The organism is Nocardia anocheti (assembly GCF_029675105.1).
Lineage (GTDB): Bacteria > Actinomycetota > Actinomycetes > Mycobacteriales > Mycobacteriaceae > Nocardia.
On the sequence record NZ_JAQQFV010000002.1, the window covers coordinates 81,473 to 96,268 of the forward strand.

At 69.4% G+C, this 14,796-nt stretch carries 14 protein-coding genes and 1 tRNA gene; 9 read left to right on the plus strand and 6 right to left on the minus strand.

Annotated elements, in window-relative coordinates:
• Positions 1-3: 3 nt before the first annotated feature.
• Together QC180_RS04370 and QC180_RS04375 are read left to right on the plus strand one after the other, a co-directional pair.
• Positions 4-1,038, plus strand: coding sequence for a PLP-dependent cysteine synthase family protein (locus QC180_RS04370; protein ID WP_278261290.1), 1,035 nt, complete (start codon positions 4-6; stop codon positions 1,036-1,038).
• Positions 1,039-1,081: 43 nt separating this feature from the next.
• A complete protein-coding gene (locus QC180_RS04375; protein ID WP_278261291.1) occupies positions 1,082-2,473 on the plus strand; it encodes an MATE family efflux transporter in 1,392 nt (463 codons plus the stop codon).
• Between the two features lie 41 nt (positions 2,474-2,514).
• On the opposite strand, the gene QC180_RS04380 is transcribed toward QC180_RS04375, so the two are convergent.
• The 4 genes from QC180_RS04380 to mfd all read right to left on the minus strand — a co-directional run bounded on the left by QC180_RS04380 (position 2,515) and on the right by mfd (position 8,099).
• Entirely contained in the window at positions 2,515-3,090 is a 576-nt protein-coding gene (locus QC180_RS04380) for a TerD family protein (protein WP_278261292.1), read from the minus strand.
• A 37-nt stretch (positions 3,091-3,127) separates the two neighbouring features.
• Positions 3,128-3,598, minus strand: a complete 471-nt coding sequence (locus QC180_RS04385; protein ID WP_278261293.1) for a pyridoxamine 5'-phosphate oxidase family protein — start codon at positions 3,596-3,598, stop codon at positions 3,128-3,130.
• Between the two features lie 188 nt (positions 3,599-3,786).
• Entirely contained in the window at positions 3,787-4,488 is a 702-nt protein-coding gene (locus QC180_RS04390) for a nucleoside triphosphate pyrophosphohydrolase (RefSeq protein ID WP_278261294.1), read from the minus strand.
• Positions 4,485-8,099: a transcription-repair coupling factor gene (mfd, locus tag QC180_RS04395; RefSeq protein ID WP_278261295.1), complete on the minus strand. Its 3,615-nt coding sequence runs from the start codon at positions 8,097-8,099 to the stop codon at positions 4,485-4,487. Before mfd ends, QC180_RS04390 begins: the two co-directional genes overlap by 4 nt.
• 127 nt (positions 8,100-8,226) lie before the next feature.
• Between mfd and QC180_RS04400 the strand changes: the two genes are divergently transcribed.
• Positions 8,227-8,850, plus strand: coding sequence for a TIGR03085 family metal-binding protein (locus tag QC180_RS04400; protein ID WP_278261296.1), 624 nt, complete (start codon positions 8,227-8,229; stop codon positions 8,848-8,850).
• Here the strand turns inward: QC180_RS04400 and QC180_RS04405 are convergent, their stop codons facing one another.
• Together QC180_RS04405 and QC180_RS04410 are read right to left on the minus strand one after the other, a co-directional pair.
• The gene (locus QC180_RS04405) at positions 8,851-9,498 is read right to left on the minus strand and encodes a TetR/AcrR family transcriptional regulator (protein WP_278261297.1); all 648 of its coding nucleotides are present in this window, start codon (positions 9,496-9,498) and stop codon (positions 8,851-8,853) included.
• A gap of 161 nt (positions 9,499-9,659) precedes the next feature.
• The gene (locus tag QC180_RS04410) at positions 9,660-10,334 is read right to left on the minus strand and encodes a TetR/AcrR family transcriptional regulator (protein ID WP_278261298.1); all 675 of its coding nucleotides are present in this window, start codon (positions 10,332-10,334) and stop codon (positions 9,660-9,662) included.
• 170 nt (positions 10,335-10,504) lie between these two features.
• Between QC180_RS04410 and QC180_RS04415 the strand changes: the two genes are divergently transcribed.
• The 6 genes from QC180_RS04415 (at position 10,505) to QC180_RS04440 (ending at position 14,791) form a co-directional block, all read left to right on the plus strand.
• A tRNA-Gln gene (locus QC180_RS04415) sits at positions 10,505-10,575 on the plus strand.
• 92 nt (positions 10,576-10,667) lie between these two features.
• The gene (gene glmU, locus QC180_RS04420; protein WP_278261299.1) at positions 10,668-12,158 is read left to right on the plus strand and encodes a bifunctional UDP-N-acetylglucosamine diphosphorylase/glucosamine-1-phosphate N-acetyltransferase GlmU; all 1,491 of its coding nucleotides are present in this window, start codon (positions 10,668-10,670) and stop codon (positions 12,156-12,158) included.
• Positions 12,155-13,135 carry a ribose-phosphate diphosphokinase gene (locus QC180_RS04425; protein WP_218716034.1) on the plus strand — a complete coding sequence of 327 codons (981 nt, stop codon included), beginning with the start codon at positions 12,155-12,157 and terminating at the stop codon, positions 13,133-13,135. The genes glmU and QC180_RS04425 overlap by 4 nt, the downstream gene beginning before the upstream one ends.
• Positions 13,136-13,242: 107 nt before the next feature.
• Entirely contained in the window at positions 13,243-13,743 is a 501-nt protein-coding gene (locus QC180_RS04430; RefSeq protein WP_278261300.1) for a hypothetical protein, read from the plus strand.
• A 13-nt stretch (positions 13,744-13,756) separates the two neighbouring features.
• Positions 13,757-14,398 carry a DUF2461 domain-containing protein gene (locus QC180_RS04435; RefSeq protein WP_278261301.1) on the plus strand — a complete coding sequence of 214 codons (642 nt, stop codon included), beginning with the start codon at positions 13,757-13,759 and terminating at the stop codon, positions 14,396-14,398.
• A 51-nt stretch (positions 14,399-14,449) separates the two neighbouring features.
• On the plus strand, positions 14,450-14,791 hold the full coding sequence (locus QC180_RS04440; protein ID WP_278261302.1) for a hypothetical protein: 342 nt from the start codon (positions 14,450-14,452) through the stop codon (positions 14,789-14,791).
• Positions 14,792-14,796 lie beyond the last annotated feature (5 nt).

Genomic DNA, 14,796 nt, shown 5'->3' on the forward strand with positions numbered 1-14,796 from the left:
CCCATGGCTCTCGTCACGCGTGTGACGGACCTGATCGGCCGCACCCCCCTGTTCGAACTCGCCGTCACCGACTCCGGTACCCGGCTGCTGCTCAAGCTCGAACAGTTCAACCCGACCGGCGCCGCCAAGATCAGAATGGCGCGTTCGATGGTGCTCGACGCGGAGCGGCGGGGTTTGCTGCGCGATGGCGGGCATATCATCGAGTCGACGTCCGGCAACACCGGACTGGGCCTGGCGGTGGTCGCGGCCGAACGTGGCTACCGGTTCACCGCCGTGGTCGACAACCACGCCTGTAAGGACAAACTGCGCGCGATGCGGGCCATGGGCACCGACCTGGTGTTCGTCGCCGACGACGGTGACGACGAGCTGGCCACCTCGGCACGGGAGGACCTCGCCGAGGCGATGGCGGCCGCCCGTGACGACGCCTTCTTCACCGAGCAGCACAACAACGACGCCAACGCCGTGGGCTATTACGCGGTGGCCGAGGAGTTGCTGGCCGAGGTCGAGCGGGTCGACATCCTGCTCTCGGCGGTCGGCACCGGCGGTTCGCTGTTCGGCACCGCCACCCGGTTGCGTGACCTGGGCAAACCCGCCCGGGTGATCGGCGTGGAGCCGGTGGGCTCGATCGCCTTCGGCGGTGAGGGCGGCCCGTACTGGCAGTCGGGCACCGGCACCCCGCCCGGTGCGACCATCGGCACCGCCGTGGACTACGCGCTGCTCGACGAGGGCGTGAAGGTCAGCGATGTCGACGCCTTCGCCACCGCGCGCGCCGTCGCCAGGACACACGGGCTGCTGATCGGCGGCTCGGCGGGCGGCTCGGTGCACAATGCCTTGACGCGGCTCGCGGAGTTCCCGGCCGGGTCGACCGTGGTGACCATCGTCTGCGACGGCGGCGAGAAGTATCTCGACACCGTGTTCGACGACGAGTGGATGGGTATGCGGGAGTTGCTCGACCCCACCGCCGAAGCCGAGGTCACCACCCTGCTGCGCCGCTACTCGCCGCTGCGGCGCCACGACGAATTGATGGAGGTCCGGTGAGCGCGAGCCCGCGCCGCACGACGAACCGCCCCGGAGAGACCGGGTGAACGGGGGCCGTACCGACAGCAACGCGCTGGCCAGACTGGCCACGCCGATCGCGCTGACCCAACTGGCGCAGATCGCGGTGTCCACCACCAACCTCGCGTTGATGGGCACCCTGGGCGTGCGCGAGGTGGCCGCGGGCGGCCTGGCGCTGGTGTTGTTCAACCAGATCCGCACCATGTGCGTCGGGTTGATCACCGGCACCGGTAACCAGATCGCGGGCGCGCTCGGCGCGGCCGGGAAACGCGGTGACTCCGCCGACGACGAGGTGCGGACCGTGGTGCGGGCCGCGTTCGTCATCTCCACGCTCGCCGGGCTGCTCGGCGGCGCGCTGCTGATCGGGCTCGGCTGGGTGCTGCCCTGGCTGGGCCAGGACGCGGCGGTGCTCGAACTGGCCCGGCCGATGATGATCGCGCTGGCGCCCGGGCTGCTGCCGTGTCTGTGGTTCCAGGTGCTGCGGCAGTACACCGTCGGGATGCAGCGGCCGCAGGCCCTGCTGCTGGTCACGCTGGGTTCGGTGGCGTTGAACCTGGTACTGGCGCTGGCCTTCATCCACGGCTGGGCCGGGCTGCCCGCCTGCGGCCTGACCGGCGTCGGCATCGCCACCTCGCTGGTCTTCCTGATCACCTGCGGGGTGTTCTGGGCGATGGTGCGCCGCGACGAGCGGCTCGGCCCCACCCTGCCCGCCACCCCGTTCCCGGTGCGCTGGGCGACCGTGCGCGAGGAACTGCGGTTGGGCACCCCGATCGCGCTGACCTACGGGTCCGAGGCCGGGATGTTCTCGGTGCTGGCGCTGGTCATGGGCAGTTTCGGGCCTGCGGCGCTGGCGGCGCACAACGTGGTCTACCAGATCATCTACATCGTGTTCCAGGTCGCGATCGGCCTCTCGCACGGCGCGTCGATCCTGGTCAGCCACAGTGTGGCGCGCGAAGAGTACGACCACGCGCGCGGCGTGGCCTGGCTGGCGCTGCGGCACGCCGCGGTACTGGCCGGGGTCACCGGCATCGTCTACGTGGTGGCCCCCGACCTGGTGCTGGCGCCGTTCCTCGAACCCGGCGACATCGACACCATCGCCATCGCCCACACCCTGCTGCTGATCGGCATCGTGCTGCAGTTCTTCGACGCCGCCCAGAACATCGGCACCGGCCTGCTACGCGGCCTGAAGGAGACCTCGGTCGGCTTCCGACTCTCCCTGATCGGCTACTGGGCCGTCGGCCTGCCCGCGGCCCTGCTACTGGCCTTCCCACTGCACCTCGGCGCGGCGGGCGTCTGGTGGGGCCTCACAGCGGGCCTGGCGACCACGGCCGTACTGATGCTGCGCAAGTACTTCGCCCTGCTCGACGCGGCCGCCGCGGTGCCGTCGCGGCGCGTGCCCGTCACCCAGGCACACTGAAGGCGGGCGGCCGTCGGGTCGCCCGCCTTCGTGGGGACTTCTCAGATGTTCACACCGTAGTCGCGGGCGATGCCCGCGAGGCCGGAGGCGTAGCCCTGGCCGATGGCGCGGAACTTCCACTCGTTGTTGTGGCGGTAGAGCTCGCCGAAGACCATGGCGGTCTCGGTGGAGGCGTCCTCGGACAGGTCGTAGCGAGCCAGTTCGACGCCGGTGTTGGCGTCGGTGACGCGGATGTAGGCGTTGCGGATCTGGCCGAAGGACTGGCCGCGCGCCTGGGCGTCGTGGATCGAGACCGGGAAGAAGATGTTGGTGATCGTGGGCGGGGTGGCGGCGAGGTCGACATTGATGACCTCGTCGTCGCCGTCGCCCTCACCGGTCAAGTTGTCACCGGTGTGTTCGATCGTGCCCTCGGGCGAGCGCAGGTTGTTGTAGAAGACGAAGTGCTGGTCGGAGAGCACCTTCAGGTTCGCCCCGGTCGCCAGCGCGCTGGCGTCGAGGTCGTGGTCGGCGCCGGTCGTGGTGCGCACGTCCCAGCCGAGGCCCACCGCCACCTTGGTGAGATTGTCGGTCTGCTTCGACAGCGAGACGTTGCCGCCCTTGGCGAGTGTGACGCTCATGGAAACCCTTCTGTCCAGATGATGTGCTGTTGAGAACTCAGTCGGCCCAGGACCGCAACGTCTCGACACGGCCCTCGAGCGCGCGCAGTTCGGAGTCGTCGAGGACAGTACGCTGGATACCGCGATCGACGGCGAACGCCGACTGACGATGGTCGTCGATCACCGCGACATCGAGCTGCACCGCGGTGTAGTCCTCGGCCGAGGGCATCGACTCGGCGATCACCGACGCCCGGCCGCGCGCACAGAGCGCGACATTGCCGCCGCCCAGGATCAGCAACGCCACCTCCGGCTGCGCCCGCAACCGCGCCAGCGACCCGCGATCGGACTTCAGACTGATCAGAATGCGGCGATCACCCGCGCGCACCGGCCACGACACCGGAATGGCGTGTGGCGCCGGATCGGTGGTGACCAGCACGGCGATGGTCTCCTGTGGCCAGACCGGCAACACCTCGAGCTCGGGATGATCGGTCGCGTAGTCCTGTTCTGCCGGATCCACTTCTGTAGCCATCTGCCTCACCTCGACGATCGACGGACCTCGTACTCCCGCCGCGAACGACGAGCTTCTTCGAGTCTAAAACGGTGTGCGCCTTGCCCGCTGGTGCGCGCGCGATTGTCCGGCACATCTCAGCAAGGTCTCAGTCACCGGACACCCTTTCCCACCGCGGGGAATCGGGTTGCCCAGCGGTAGCTGTGGGTTCAGCGTGGCCAGTGCGCATGCCAGTCGTCCGGGCTCAGCGGCGCACGGGTGCCGCGCGCGGATTCGGCGGCGTCCTCGGCGGCGCGGATGGTGGCGGCGAAGTCGAGGGTGGCCTTGCGCAGGCGTTCCTCGGCGGAGTCGGGGCCGCCGAGCTCGACCACCCGCAGGGCGGGCGGGACGAGGTCATCGGGCAGTCCGGCGCGGGCGCTGCGGGAACGCACCTTCTCGGCCAGCGCCAGCGCGGGTTGGGCCATGGCGATGCCGTCGAGGCAGGAGCGGCGGGCCTTCTCGGCGGATTTGCGCTCCTCCCAAGCCTTTTCCTGGGCGGCGATCTTCTCGGCGACCGAGGCGTCGGCGGGCAGGTCGTCGGCGGCGAGGTGGGGGCTGCGATGCACGAGCTTGCCGACCAGGGCGGCGGCGACATCGTCGACGGTGAATTCGCCCGCGTCCTCGGCGATCCGGGAGTGGAACAGGACCTGTAGCAGCAGGTCGCCCAGTTCCTCCTTGATGGTCTCGGCGTCGCCCGCCTGGATGGCGTCGAGCAGCTCGTAGGTCTCCTCGAGCAGGTACGGGCGCAGCGAGTCGTGGGTCTGGGTGCGTTCCCAGCCGCCGAAGTGCCACAGCCGGTCCATCACCTCGACGGCGTCGGCCAGGCCCGCGGCCACCACGGCGGTATCGGCGCGCTCGGTCTGTTCGCTCATCGCGGCGCCGAAGCCTCGGTCGGCACCGAGAGATCCACCGCGCCTTGGGCTTTGCCGTCCAACGCGAGCAGCAGATCGGCGACGAACTGCAGCACCGCGACATCGCGGACCCGGTCGGCGCCGACGCTGTCGGTGACACGGGGCAGCGGCACCTGCACCAGGCCACTGGCCGCGCGATAGGTGGCGCTGGGGTAGATCCGCTTGAGCCGCAGCTGTTTGGAATCGGGCAGAGTCAGCGGCGCGAGCTTGAGCGTGGTTCCGGTGACGACGATTTCGGCGACATCGTAGGAGCGGGCCAGCAGCCGCAGCTTGGCCACCGACACCAGCCTGCCGACCTCCACCGGCAGCGGGCCGTACCGGTCGACGAGTTCCTCGATGACCGCCGCCAGAGCCGTATCGTCCTGCGCCGAGGCGAGTTTGCGGTACGCCTCGAGGCGCAGCCGGTCGCTGGCGATGTAGTCGGGCGGGATGTGCGCGTCCACGGGCAGGTCGATGCGCACCTCCTTGGTCTCCTCGGTGACGATCGGCTTGCCGTCGGCGGCCGCGCGATAGGCCTCCACCGCCTCCCCGACCAGGCGCACATACAGGTCGAAACCGACACCGGCGACGTGGCCGGACTGCTCGGCGCCGAGCACATTGCCCGCGCCGCGGATCTCGAGGTCCTTCATGGCCACGGCCATACCCGCGCCAAGATCGGAGTTCTGGGCGATGGTGGCCAGGCGGTCGTAGGCGGTCTCGGTGAGCGGCTTCTCCGGCGGGTACAGGAAGTAGGCGTAGCCGCGCTCACGCGAGCGGCCGACGCGTCCGCGCAGCTGGTGCAGCTGCGACAGGCCCAGTGAGTCGGCGCGCTCGACGATCAGGGTGTTGGCGTTGGAGATGTCCAGGCCGGTCTCGATGATGGTGGTACACACCAGCACGTCGAACTCACGCTGCCAGAAGCCCTGCACGGTGCGTTCGAGCTGGTCCTCGTTCATCTGGCCGTGCGCCACGACCACCCGCGCCTCGGGCACCAGATCGCGAATCCGCTTGGCGGCCTTGTCGATCGAGGACACCCGGTTGTGCACGTAGAACACCTGACCGTCGCGCATGAGTTCGCGACGGATGGCGGCGGTGACCTGCTTGTCGTTGTAGGCGCCCACATAGGTGAGCACGGGGTGGCGTTCCTCGGGCGGGGTGAGGATGGTCGACATCTCGCGAATGCCCGCCAGGCTCATCTCCAGGGTGCGCGGGATCGGGGTGGCCGACATGGTGAGCACGTCGACGTGGGTGCGCAGCGCCTTGATGTGTTCCTTGTGCTCGACGCCGAAGCGCTGCTCCTCGTCGACGATGACCAGGCCCAGGTCCTTCCAGCGCACGCCGGTCTGCAGCAGCCGGTGCGTGCCGACCACGATGTCGACCTCGCCCTCGGCCATTCCGGCCATGATCTCCTTGGACTCGGCCGCGTCGGTGAAGCGCGACAGGCCCTTCACCGTCACCGGGAAGCCCGCCACGCGCTCGGTGAAGGTCTGCAGGTGCTGCTGGGCCAGCAGCGTGGTGGGCACCAGCACCACCACCTGCTTGCCGTCCTGCACGGCCTTGAACGCCGCCCGCACCGCGATCTCGGTCTTGCCGTAGCCGACGTCACCGCAGACGACGCGGTCCATCGGGACCGCCTTCTCCATATCGGCCTTCACGTCGGTGATGGCGGTCATCTGGTCGACGGTCTCGGTGAACGCGAAGGCGTCCTCCATCTCCTGCTGCCAGGGCGTATCCGGGCCGAAGGCGTGGCCGGGCGCGGCCTGCCGGGCCGCGTAGAGCTGCACCAGTTCACCGGCGATCTCGCGAACGGCCTTGCGCGCCTTGCGTTTCGTGTTCGCCCAGTCGGAGCCGCCCAGCTTGGACAGGCTGGGCAGTTCGCCACCGACGTAGCGGGAGAGCTGATCCAGCGATTCCATCGGGACGAACAGTCGGTCGCCCGGCTGGCCGCGCTTGCTCGGCGCGTACTCGATGACGAGGTATTCGCGCCGCGCGCCGCCGACGGTGCGCTCGATCATCTCCACGAAGCGGCCGATGCCGTGCTGGTCGTGCACCACCATGTCGCCCGCCGACAGCGCCAGCGGGTCGACCTGGTTGCGTCGCTTGGCGGGCAGGCGCTTGCCCTCGGTGGGCGCGGTGACCCGGTTGCCGGTGAGGTCGGACTCGGCGACCACGACCAGGCCCGCGTCGTCGAAGATCAGGCCGTCGTGCAGCGAACCGCACAGCACCCCGACCACGCCCGTCTCGGGAGCCGCGCCCGCCTCCAGCGCCCCGGCGGGCACCTCGGCCTCGCCCAGGCGTTCCAGCACGCGCTGGGCGGTGCCGTGGCCGGTGACCACCACGACCGCGCGACCGCCGGTGGCGACATGCGCGCGCAGCGAGGCGAAGATGGTGGCGACCAGTTCCTCGGAGCCACGGGCGGTGGGCCCGGCCAACACCGGCAGGTTCACCTCGGACGGGTCGCCGGAGCTGAGCGGGCTCAGCGTCCACCAGGGCAGCCCGAGTTCGTCCGCGCTGGTGTGCAATTCGGTGAGATCGCGATAGCCGGAGGCGGCCAGGTCGAGGCCGTGCGCGCCCAGCGGAGCGTCGCCACCGAAGGAGGCCGCCGTCCAGGACGCCTCCAGGAATTCCGCGCCGGTACGGACCAGGTCGGCGGCGCGGGTACGGATCTTCTCCGGATCGCACAGCAGCAGGTGGGTGCCCGCGGGCAGGGCCTCGGTGAGCAGGCTCAACCGGCCCGGCGCCAGTACCGGGAGCAGGGCCTCCATGCCGTCGACCGGGATGCCCTCGGCGATCTTGTCCAGCATCTCCACCAGGGCGGCGTCGGCCGGGTTCTCGGCGGCCACGGCGGCGGCGCGTTCCCGAACCGGCGCGGTGAGCAGCAGTTCGCGACACGGCGGGGCGACCACGGCCTCGATGGTCTGCTCGCCGAGTGAGCGCTGATCGGCCACCGAGAACGGACGGATCTCGCTGACCTCGTCGCCCCAGAACTCCACGCGCACCGGATGATCCGCCGTGGGCGGGAACAGGTCGAGGATGCCGCCGCGCACCGCGAACTCGCCGCGCTTACCGACCATGTCGACGCGCGTGTACGCGAATTCGACCAGGCGAGCGAGCAATTCGTCGAAATCGGACTCGACGCCCGCGCGCAGCACGATGGGCGCGATATCGCCGAGCCCGGCGGTCATCGGCTGCATGAGCGAGCGCACGGTGGTGACCACCACGCGCAGCGGCGCCGGATAGACGGTGTCCTCGGGGTGGGCCAGGCGGCGCAGGACCTCGAGCCTGCGGCCCACGGTGTCGGCGCCGGGTGAGAGGCGCTCGTGCGGCAGGGTCTCCCAGGACGGGAACTGGGCGATCGTCGGGCCGAGGATCTCGGAGAGTTCGAGGGTGAGGTCGTCGGCCTCGCGTCCGGTCGCGGTGACCACGACCAGCGGCTGCCGGTCGGCGACGGTGGCGGCGACGAACGGACGCACCGCCGAGGGCGCGACCAGTTCCACGCCGGATTTGCCGATGAGGTCGGCGACCGTACGCAGCGCGGCATCACCCCCGGCCGCCTCGACCAGACCGGCGAGCGGAGGACGAAGGGAGGACATGAACGCTCCTGTAGTGCGCAGACGGGATGGTCGACGAGTCGTGAGGAAGTCTAGTCACCGGGTCCGACAAGCACCCGGACAGCCCGCTCGACCAGGCGATCGGGCGGGCGCGCGTAGGGTCACAGGGGTGAGTCTGGCTCAACGCGAACGCCGCGCCCTGGTCGAAACGATGCTCGAGGTGGGTCCGGACGCGCCCACCCTGTGTGGCACCTGGACCGCGCACGATCTGGCCGCGCACCTGGTGGTCAGGGAGCGCAGGCCCGATGCCTCGCTGGGCATCCTGATCAAGCCGCTGGCGGGCTACCTCGACAAGGCGCAGACGGGGATCGCGCGGCGCCCGTTCACCGAGCTCGTCGAGCTGGTGCGCACCGGACCGCCGTGGTGGTCACCGCTCAAGCCGGTCGACGCCGTCGCCAATCTCACCGAGATGTTCGTCCATCACGAGGACCTGCGCCGGGCCCGACCCGGTTGGGAGCCAAGGGAATTGGTGGACTCCGATCAGGCCCGCCTGTGGAAGGCGCTGCGCACGATCGCGCGGGCCGCCTACCGCAAGTCGCCGGTCGCGGTGGTGCTCGCGACGCCACACGGCGAGCGGCTCACCGCGCACAAGGCCGACGGCCCGGAGGTGGTACTCACCGCGCCGCCCTCGGAGCTGCTGCTGCACGCGTTCGGCCGCGACGAGGTGCGCATCGAGACCACCGGTGCCGACGCCGACGTGCGGGCGGTGCTGGCCAGCGACCGCAGCGTCTGATCAGCCGATATAGCGGCGCAGGCGGCGGGCGGCGAACTCGCGGAAGTACGACAGCTTCTCGTGCGGCACCAGCGAGGGCAGCAGGAAGAACCAGGCGCGCTCCATCCGGGCCGCCATCTGGTCCATCGACTCGGTGCCCACGGCGACGATGTGCACGCCCGCGGTGAGCTCCTGCAACAGCAGGCCGACCACGTCGGCGTCCAGATCGGCCACCAGGTCACCCTGGGCGATGGCCCGCTCGGCCAGCACGCGGTAGGTCTCGCCCCAGGTCTTGGCGATGTTGTCACCCTGGGCGCCGCGATAGTCGCCGATCTGGTGGGTGAGCTTGAGCATCGCCCCGACCATCGGATCGTTCATCGACAGGTCGGCCACCACGTAGGTGATGCCGATGCACGCCTCCAGCGCGGGCACCCGGGAATCGAAGAATCCCTGACACGACCCGATGAGCCGGTCGTTGCCCTGATCGACCACCGCCCGCGCCAGCTCCTCCTTGGAGCCGAAGTGAAAGTACAAGGCGCCCTTGGTCACATTGGACTGCGCGATGATTTCGCTGAGACTCGCGTTGGCGTAGCCCAAACGGAGAAAGACATCGGCAGCGCCAGCAAGGACGGAGTCGCGGGTGATCTCCGCGCGCGCTTGCCTAGCCATCAGATCCGCCTGTCATCCAATTATTCCAGCCATCCTGAAGTAGACCGACATCGAAAGAAGTTTGATCGACATACCGCCCGGCAGCACCCAAAAGGATGGGTGAACCGTACCATCAGGCGGCTTCACGGCAGCCGAATCCTCGATTCACCCAGCGGGGGGCGCTATCGCCCGGTTACCCCGCCGCTCGCCGGGGTCCCGGTATTCCATTCGGAGCTGAGGCCCGGTTCGGCTTCCAAGTGGCTCAATCCGTTCCAGCACAGATTCACCAGATGCGCGGCCACCACTTCCTTGGGCGGGGTGCGCTCGTCGAGCCACCAGGTGGCGGTCGTGGAGACCATGCCGACCAGTGCCTGCGCGTAGAGCGGGGCCAGGCTGGTGTCGAAATCACGGCGGCCGAAATCTCCGGCCAGGATGTGGGCGACCTGGTTGACCGCCTCGTTGAGCAGACTCGAGTAGCGGCCGTCGGCATTGGGCGCTGGCTGGTCGCGGACCAGGATGCGGAAGCCGTCGGTGCGTTCCTCGATGTAGGTGAGCAGGGCCAGGGCCACCTGTTCGAGCCGGATCCGCGAGCGGTTCTGGGTCAGCGAGGAGGTGACCATGTCCAGCAGCATCGACATCTCGCGGTCGACGACCACCGCGTAGAGGCCCTCCTTGCCGCCGAAATGCTCGTAGACCACCGGCTTGGAGACCTGCGCGCGCTGGGCGATCTCCTCGATCGAGGTCGCGTCGTACCCACGCTCGGCGAACAGCGCGCGACCGATCTCGATCAGCTGCTGTCGCCGCTGCGTGCCGGTCATCCGCGGCCGCGGCGTGCGGCCCGGCTCGCTTGCAGACATCTGCCCCCGCCTCTCCGTGTCCCGTCCGATCTGTCCCAGAAGGCTAACAACGCGGCGCGGCGACGGGTGCGACAGGCGTACACAAGATTCGCCGGAGAACGGTGACGTGTGCGAGGATCACTGCGTGCCGTAGCACAGTGGTGGGCCCAGCCGGTCCACTGGTGTGGCGATCCGCCGTAGTGTAATGGCAGCACCTCTGATTTTGGTTCAGATAGTTCAGGTTCGAGTCCTGGCGGCGGAGCACACACGGACACAGTGACGTATCGTCGGCCCGCACCATCATTGACCGAACCCGCCACAGCACACTCGCTGACAGGCAGCCGAGGGAGATCCATGTCACCGCAGACCGCCGTCGTCGTTCTCGCAGCCGGGGCTGGGACGCGAATGCGGTCGAAGACGCCGAAAGTGCTGCATCCCTTGGCCGGGCGCTCGATGCTCTCGCACGCGCTGCACGCCGCGGCGGAGATCGATCCGACCCACCTGATCACCGTGGTCGGCCACGATCGCGAGAAGGTCGGCGCCGCCGTCGCCGAGGTCGGCAAGGAACTCGGCCGCGACATCGTCCCTGCCGTGCAGGACCAGCAGCTCGGCACCGGCCACGCCGTGCAGTGCGCGCTGAGCGCGGTCCCCGCGGACTTCACCGGCGATCTGCTCGTCACCTCCGCCGACGTGCCGCTGCTCGACGGACACACCCTCTCCGCGCTGCTCGACGAACACCGCAGCTACGCCGAGCGGCCCGCCGTCACCGTGCTGACCTTCGTCCCCGAGGACGCCAACGGCTACGGCCGGATCGTGCGCGACGCCGACGGTCAGGTCGCCGAGATCGTCGAGCACGCCGACGCCACGCCCGAGCAGGCCAAGATCAACGAGGTGAACTCCGGCGTCTACGCCTTCGACGCCTCGGTGCTGCGGACCATGATCGGGCGGCTGTCCACCGCCAACGCCCAGCACGAGCTCTACCTCACCGACGTGCTGCGGCTGGCGCGCGAGGCCGGTCATCCGGTGCACGGCGCGCGGCTGGTGGACTCGAACAAGGTCACCGGGGTCAACGACCGGGTGCAGCTGTCGCAAGCGGGCGCCACCCTCAACCGCTACATCCTCGAACGGCACATGCGCGCGGGCGTCACCATCATCGATCCGGCCACCACCTGGATCGACGCGAGCGTGCGCGTCGACCGCGACGCCGTGCTGCGCCCCGGCACCCAGCTCTTCGGCGCCACCCACATCGGCGAGGACGCCGAGATCGGCCCGGACACCACCCTCACCGACGTGGTCGTCGGGGCGGGCGCCAGCGTGGTCCGCACGCACGGCTCGGGTGCCGAGATCGGCGAGGGCGCGACCATCGGCCCCTACAGCTACCTACGCCCGGGCACCGTGGTGGGCACCGAGGGCAAACTGGGCGCCTTCGTGGAGACCAAGAACGCCTCGATCGGCGCGCACTCGAAGGTGCCGCATCTGACCTACGTGGGCGACGCGACGATCGGCGAGTACAGCAACATCGGCGCGTCGAGCGTTTTCGTGAACTATGACGGTGTCGACAAACACCACACTGTCGTCGGTTCCCATGTGCGGACCGGCAGCGACACCATGTTCATCGCTCCGGTCACGGTGGGTGACGGGGCATATACCGGAGCGGGTACTGTACTGCGCAGGAGCGTTCCACCAGGGGCACTGGCCGTGTCGGGTGGGCCACAGCGCATCATCGATAACTGGGTGCAGCGTTACCGTCCGGGAACCGCTGCGGCGCGCGCGGCGGCGGAAGCCCTCGCGACAGACGAGACGTCGAACAAGGCAACCGAGCAAAAGGATGGCAACCAGCAGTGACCGCGTTCTCGATCGACAACCAGAAGAACTTGATGCTCTTCGCAGGCCGGTCGCACCCCGAGTTGGCCGAGCAGGTCGCCAAGGAACTGGACGTCGACATCACCCCGCAGACCGCGCGTGACTTCGCCAACGGCGAGATCTTCGTGCGGTTCGAGGAGTCGGTGCGCGGTTCCGACGCCTTCGTGCTGCAGAGCTTCCCCGCGCCGCTGAACCAGTGGCTGATGGAACAGCTCATCATGATCGACGCGCTCAAGCGCGGTTCGGCCAAGCGGATCACCGCCGTGCTGCCGTTCTACCCGTACGCGCGCCAGGACAAGAAGCACCGCGGCCGCGAGCCCATCTCGGCCCGCCTGGTCGCCGACCTGCTCAAGACCGCCGGTGCCGACCGCATCATCACCGTCGACCTGCACACCGATCAGATCCAGGGCTTCTTCGACGGCCCGGTCGATCACATGCACGCGCTGGTGCAGCTCTCGGAGTACATCCGCACCAACTACCCCTCCGACAACCTGGCCGTGGTCTCCCCCGACGCGGGCCGCGTGAAGGTCGCCGAGAAGTGGGCCGACTCGCTGGGCGGCACGCCGCTGGCGTTCATCCACAAGACCCGCGACCCGCTGGTGCCCAACCAGGTGAAGTCCAACCGCGTCGTCGGTGACGTCGAGGGCCGCACCTGCGTGCTGATCGACGACATGATCGACACCGGTGGCACGATCGCGGGCGCGGTCAAGGTCCTCAAGGAGGCCGGGGCGGGCGATGTCATCATCGCGGCCACCCACGGCGTCCTGAGCGACCCGGCCGCCGAGCGCCTGGCCAACTGTGGCGCGCGCGAGGTCGTCATCACCAACACCCTGCCGATCAGCGAGGACAAGAAGTTCCCGACGCTGACCGTGCTGTCGATCGCGCCGCTGCTGGCGCGCACGATCCGCGAGGTCTTCGAGAACGGCTCGGTGACCGGGCTGTTCAACGGCAACGCCTGAGTTGAACTCCACCGAACGGCCCCTGGCTTCCGCCGGGGGCCGTTCTGGCGTGGCGGGTACCGGCGGTGGTACTCATGAGTTCTACGCGCGATGCGAGGGGGGCTCTCATGGAGTACGAACCGGACCGGCCGGTCGATTTGGGCAAGGACCGGGTGCGGGACGCGCCCGAACCGGTGATCCCGCCGCCGCCGGTGCGCGCCGATCAGCAGTGGCCGGGCGTGGAGAGCGCGCCCGCGCAGCTGCCGCCGTATCCACCGCCGCCGCCCGCGCCGCAGCCGATGTTCCCGGCGCCGGGGTATCCGCGCGGGCAGTACGGGGTGCCGCCGTACGGGCCGCCGCAACCGCTGCCGCCGCGCTACGGGTACGTCGACACCACGCCGATCTGGTCGATTCTCAGCTTCTGCTGTGTGGCCGCCTCGTTCCTGGGTGGAGCGCTGCTGTGTGGGCTGCCGGTGCTGGTGACCGTGCCAACGGGGGTGATTCTCGGCGTCGTGGGGCATACCAAGGGCGAGTCGGCGGGCAAGTGGGCGGCGATCGTCAATGCGGCGGTCGGTGTGCTGGCCGTGCTGGCCGTGGTGGTGTTCGTGGCCGCGCTGGGCGGCGCGTGAGGCGGGAGGACTGATGACATTCACCGGGTTTCCGCTGGCGGGACTCGATTTCTACGAAGACCTCGAGGCCGACAACTCCAAAGCCTTCTGGTCGGCGCACAAGCAGACCTACGAGGAGGCGGTGCGCGCGCCGATGATCGCGCTCACCGCCGAACTCGCGGCCGAGTTCGGCGAGGCCAAGATCTTCCGGCCCTACCGTGACGTCCGGTTCTCCGCCGACAAGACGCCCTACAAGACCCAGCAGGGCGCGGTGGTCCGGGTGGCGCCCGGGGTCGGCTGGTATCTGCACATCGACGCGGGCGGTCTCACGGTCGGCGCGGGATGTTTCATGCCGTCACCCCCGGCATTGGCGACGCTGCGGGCCACCATCGACGACGAGGTGCGCGGCCCCGAACTCGCACGGATTCTCGACGCCGCCACCGCGGCGGGCTACGAACTCGGCGGCGACCGGCTCAAGACCAAACCCAAGGGCTATGCCGCCGACCACCCGCGCATCGACCTGCTGCGCTACAAGTCGATGGTCGTGCGGCGGGGATTCGGCGCCCCGGACTGGCTCACCACCCCCGCCGCCGCGACCGAGGTCCGCCGCGCCTGGGGCGAACTGCGCCCGCTCGTGGACTGGTTCGGCGCGGTCTTCGAGGGCGTCGAGCACTGAGCACCGGCCGTGGTCCGTGACGCGCGCCCGGCGGAGGCCGATACTGGACCCATGAGCCGTGAACCGTTGGACATGGACATGGGCGATGACGATCAAGCCGACGACATCGTCGAATACGAGCGCTACGTCGAAGACCCGCCACAGGACTACGTGATCCGCAACCACGAGGCCGACGCCGACGGCTTCCTGGGCATCGACGAGGAGATGTCGCAGGAATGGACCGAGGGCAGCGCCGCCCGCGCCGCCCTCGAACAGGACGAACGCCCCGCCGAGGTCGCCGCCGTCCGCGTCGTCGGCGACGACCATGTCGACGGCGACCTCTACGACAACCCCGTCGACGGCGACGAGACCACGATCAGCGGCGAATCCCGCGCCGAAGACCTCGACCTGTAGCGCTG

Excerpts from the sequence above, each read along its gene's own strand:
- mfd (WP_278261295.1), bottom strand. The coding sequence starts at position 8,099 with ATGTCCTCCCTTCGTCCTCCGCTCGCCGGTCTGGTCGAGGCGGCCGGG.
- QC180_RS04430 (WP_278261300.1), top strand. The coding sequence starts at position 13,243 with ATGGAGTACGAACCGGACCGGCCGGTCGATTTGGGCAAGGACCGGGTG.
- QC180_RS04410 (WP_278261298.1), bottom strand. The coding sequence starts at position 10,334 with ATGTCTGCAAGCGAGCCGGGCCGCACGCCGCGGCCGCGGATGACCGGC.
- QC180_RS04390 (WP_278261294.1), bottom strand. The coding sequence starts at position 4,488 with ATGAGCGAACAGACCGAGCGCGCCGATACCGCCGTGGTGGCCGCGGGC.
- QC180_RS04405 (WP_278261297.1), bottom strand. The coding sequence starts at position 9,498 with ATGGCTAGGCAAGCGCGCGCGGAGATCACCCGCGACTCCGTCCTTGCT.
- QC180_RS04385 (WP_278261293.1), bottom strand. The coding sequence starts at position 3,598 with ATGGCTACAGAAGTGGATCCGGCAGAACAGGACTACGCGACCGATCAT.
- QC180_RS04440 (WP_278261302.1), top strand. The coding sequence starts at position 14,450 with ATGAGCCGTGAACCGTTGGACATGGACATGGGCGATGACGATCAAGCC.
- glmU (WP_278261299.1), top strand. The coding sequence starts at position 10,668 with ATGTCACCGCAGACCGCCGTCGTCGTTCTCGCAGCCGGGGCTGGGACG.
- QC180_RS04370 (WP_278261290.1), top strand. The coding sequence starts at position 4 with ATGGCTCTCGTCACGCGTGTGACGGACCTGATCGGCCGCACCCCCCTG.
- QC180_RS04380 (WP_278261292.1), bottom strand. The coding sequence starts at position 3,090 with ATGAGCGTCACACTCGCCAAGGGCGGCAACGTCTCGCTGTCGAAGCAG.
- QC180_RS04435 (WP_278261301.1), top strand. The coding sequence starts at position 13,757 with ATGACATTCACCGGGTTTCCGCTGGCGGGACTCGATTTCTACGAAGAC.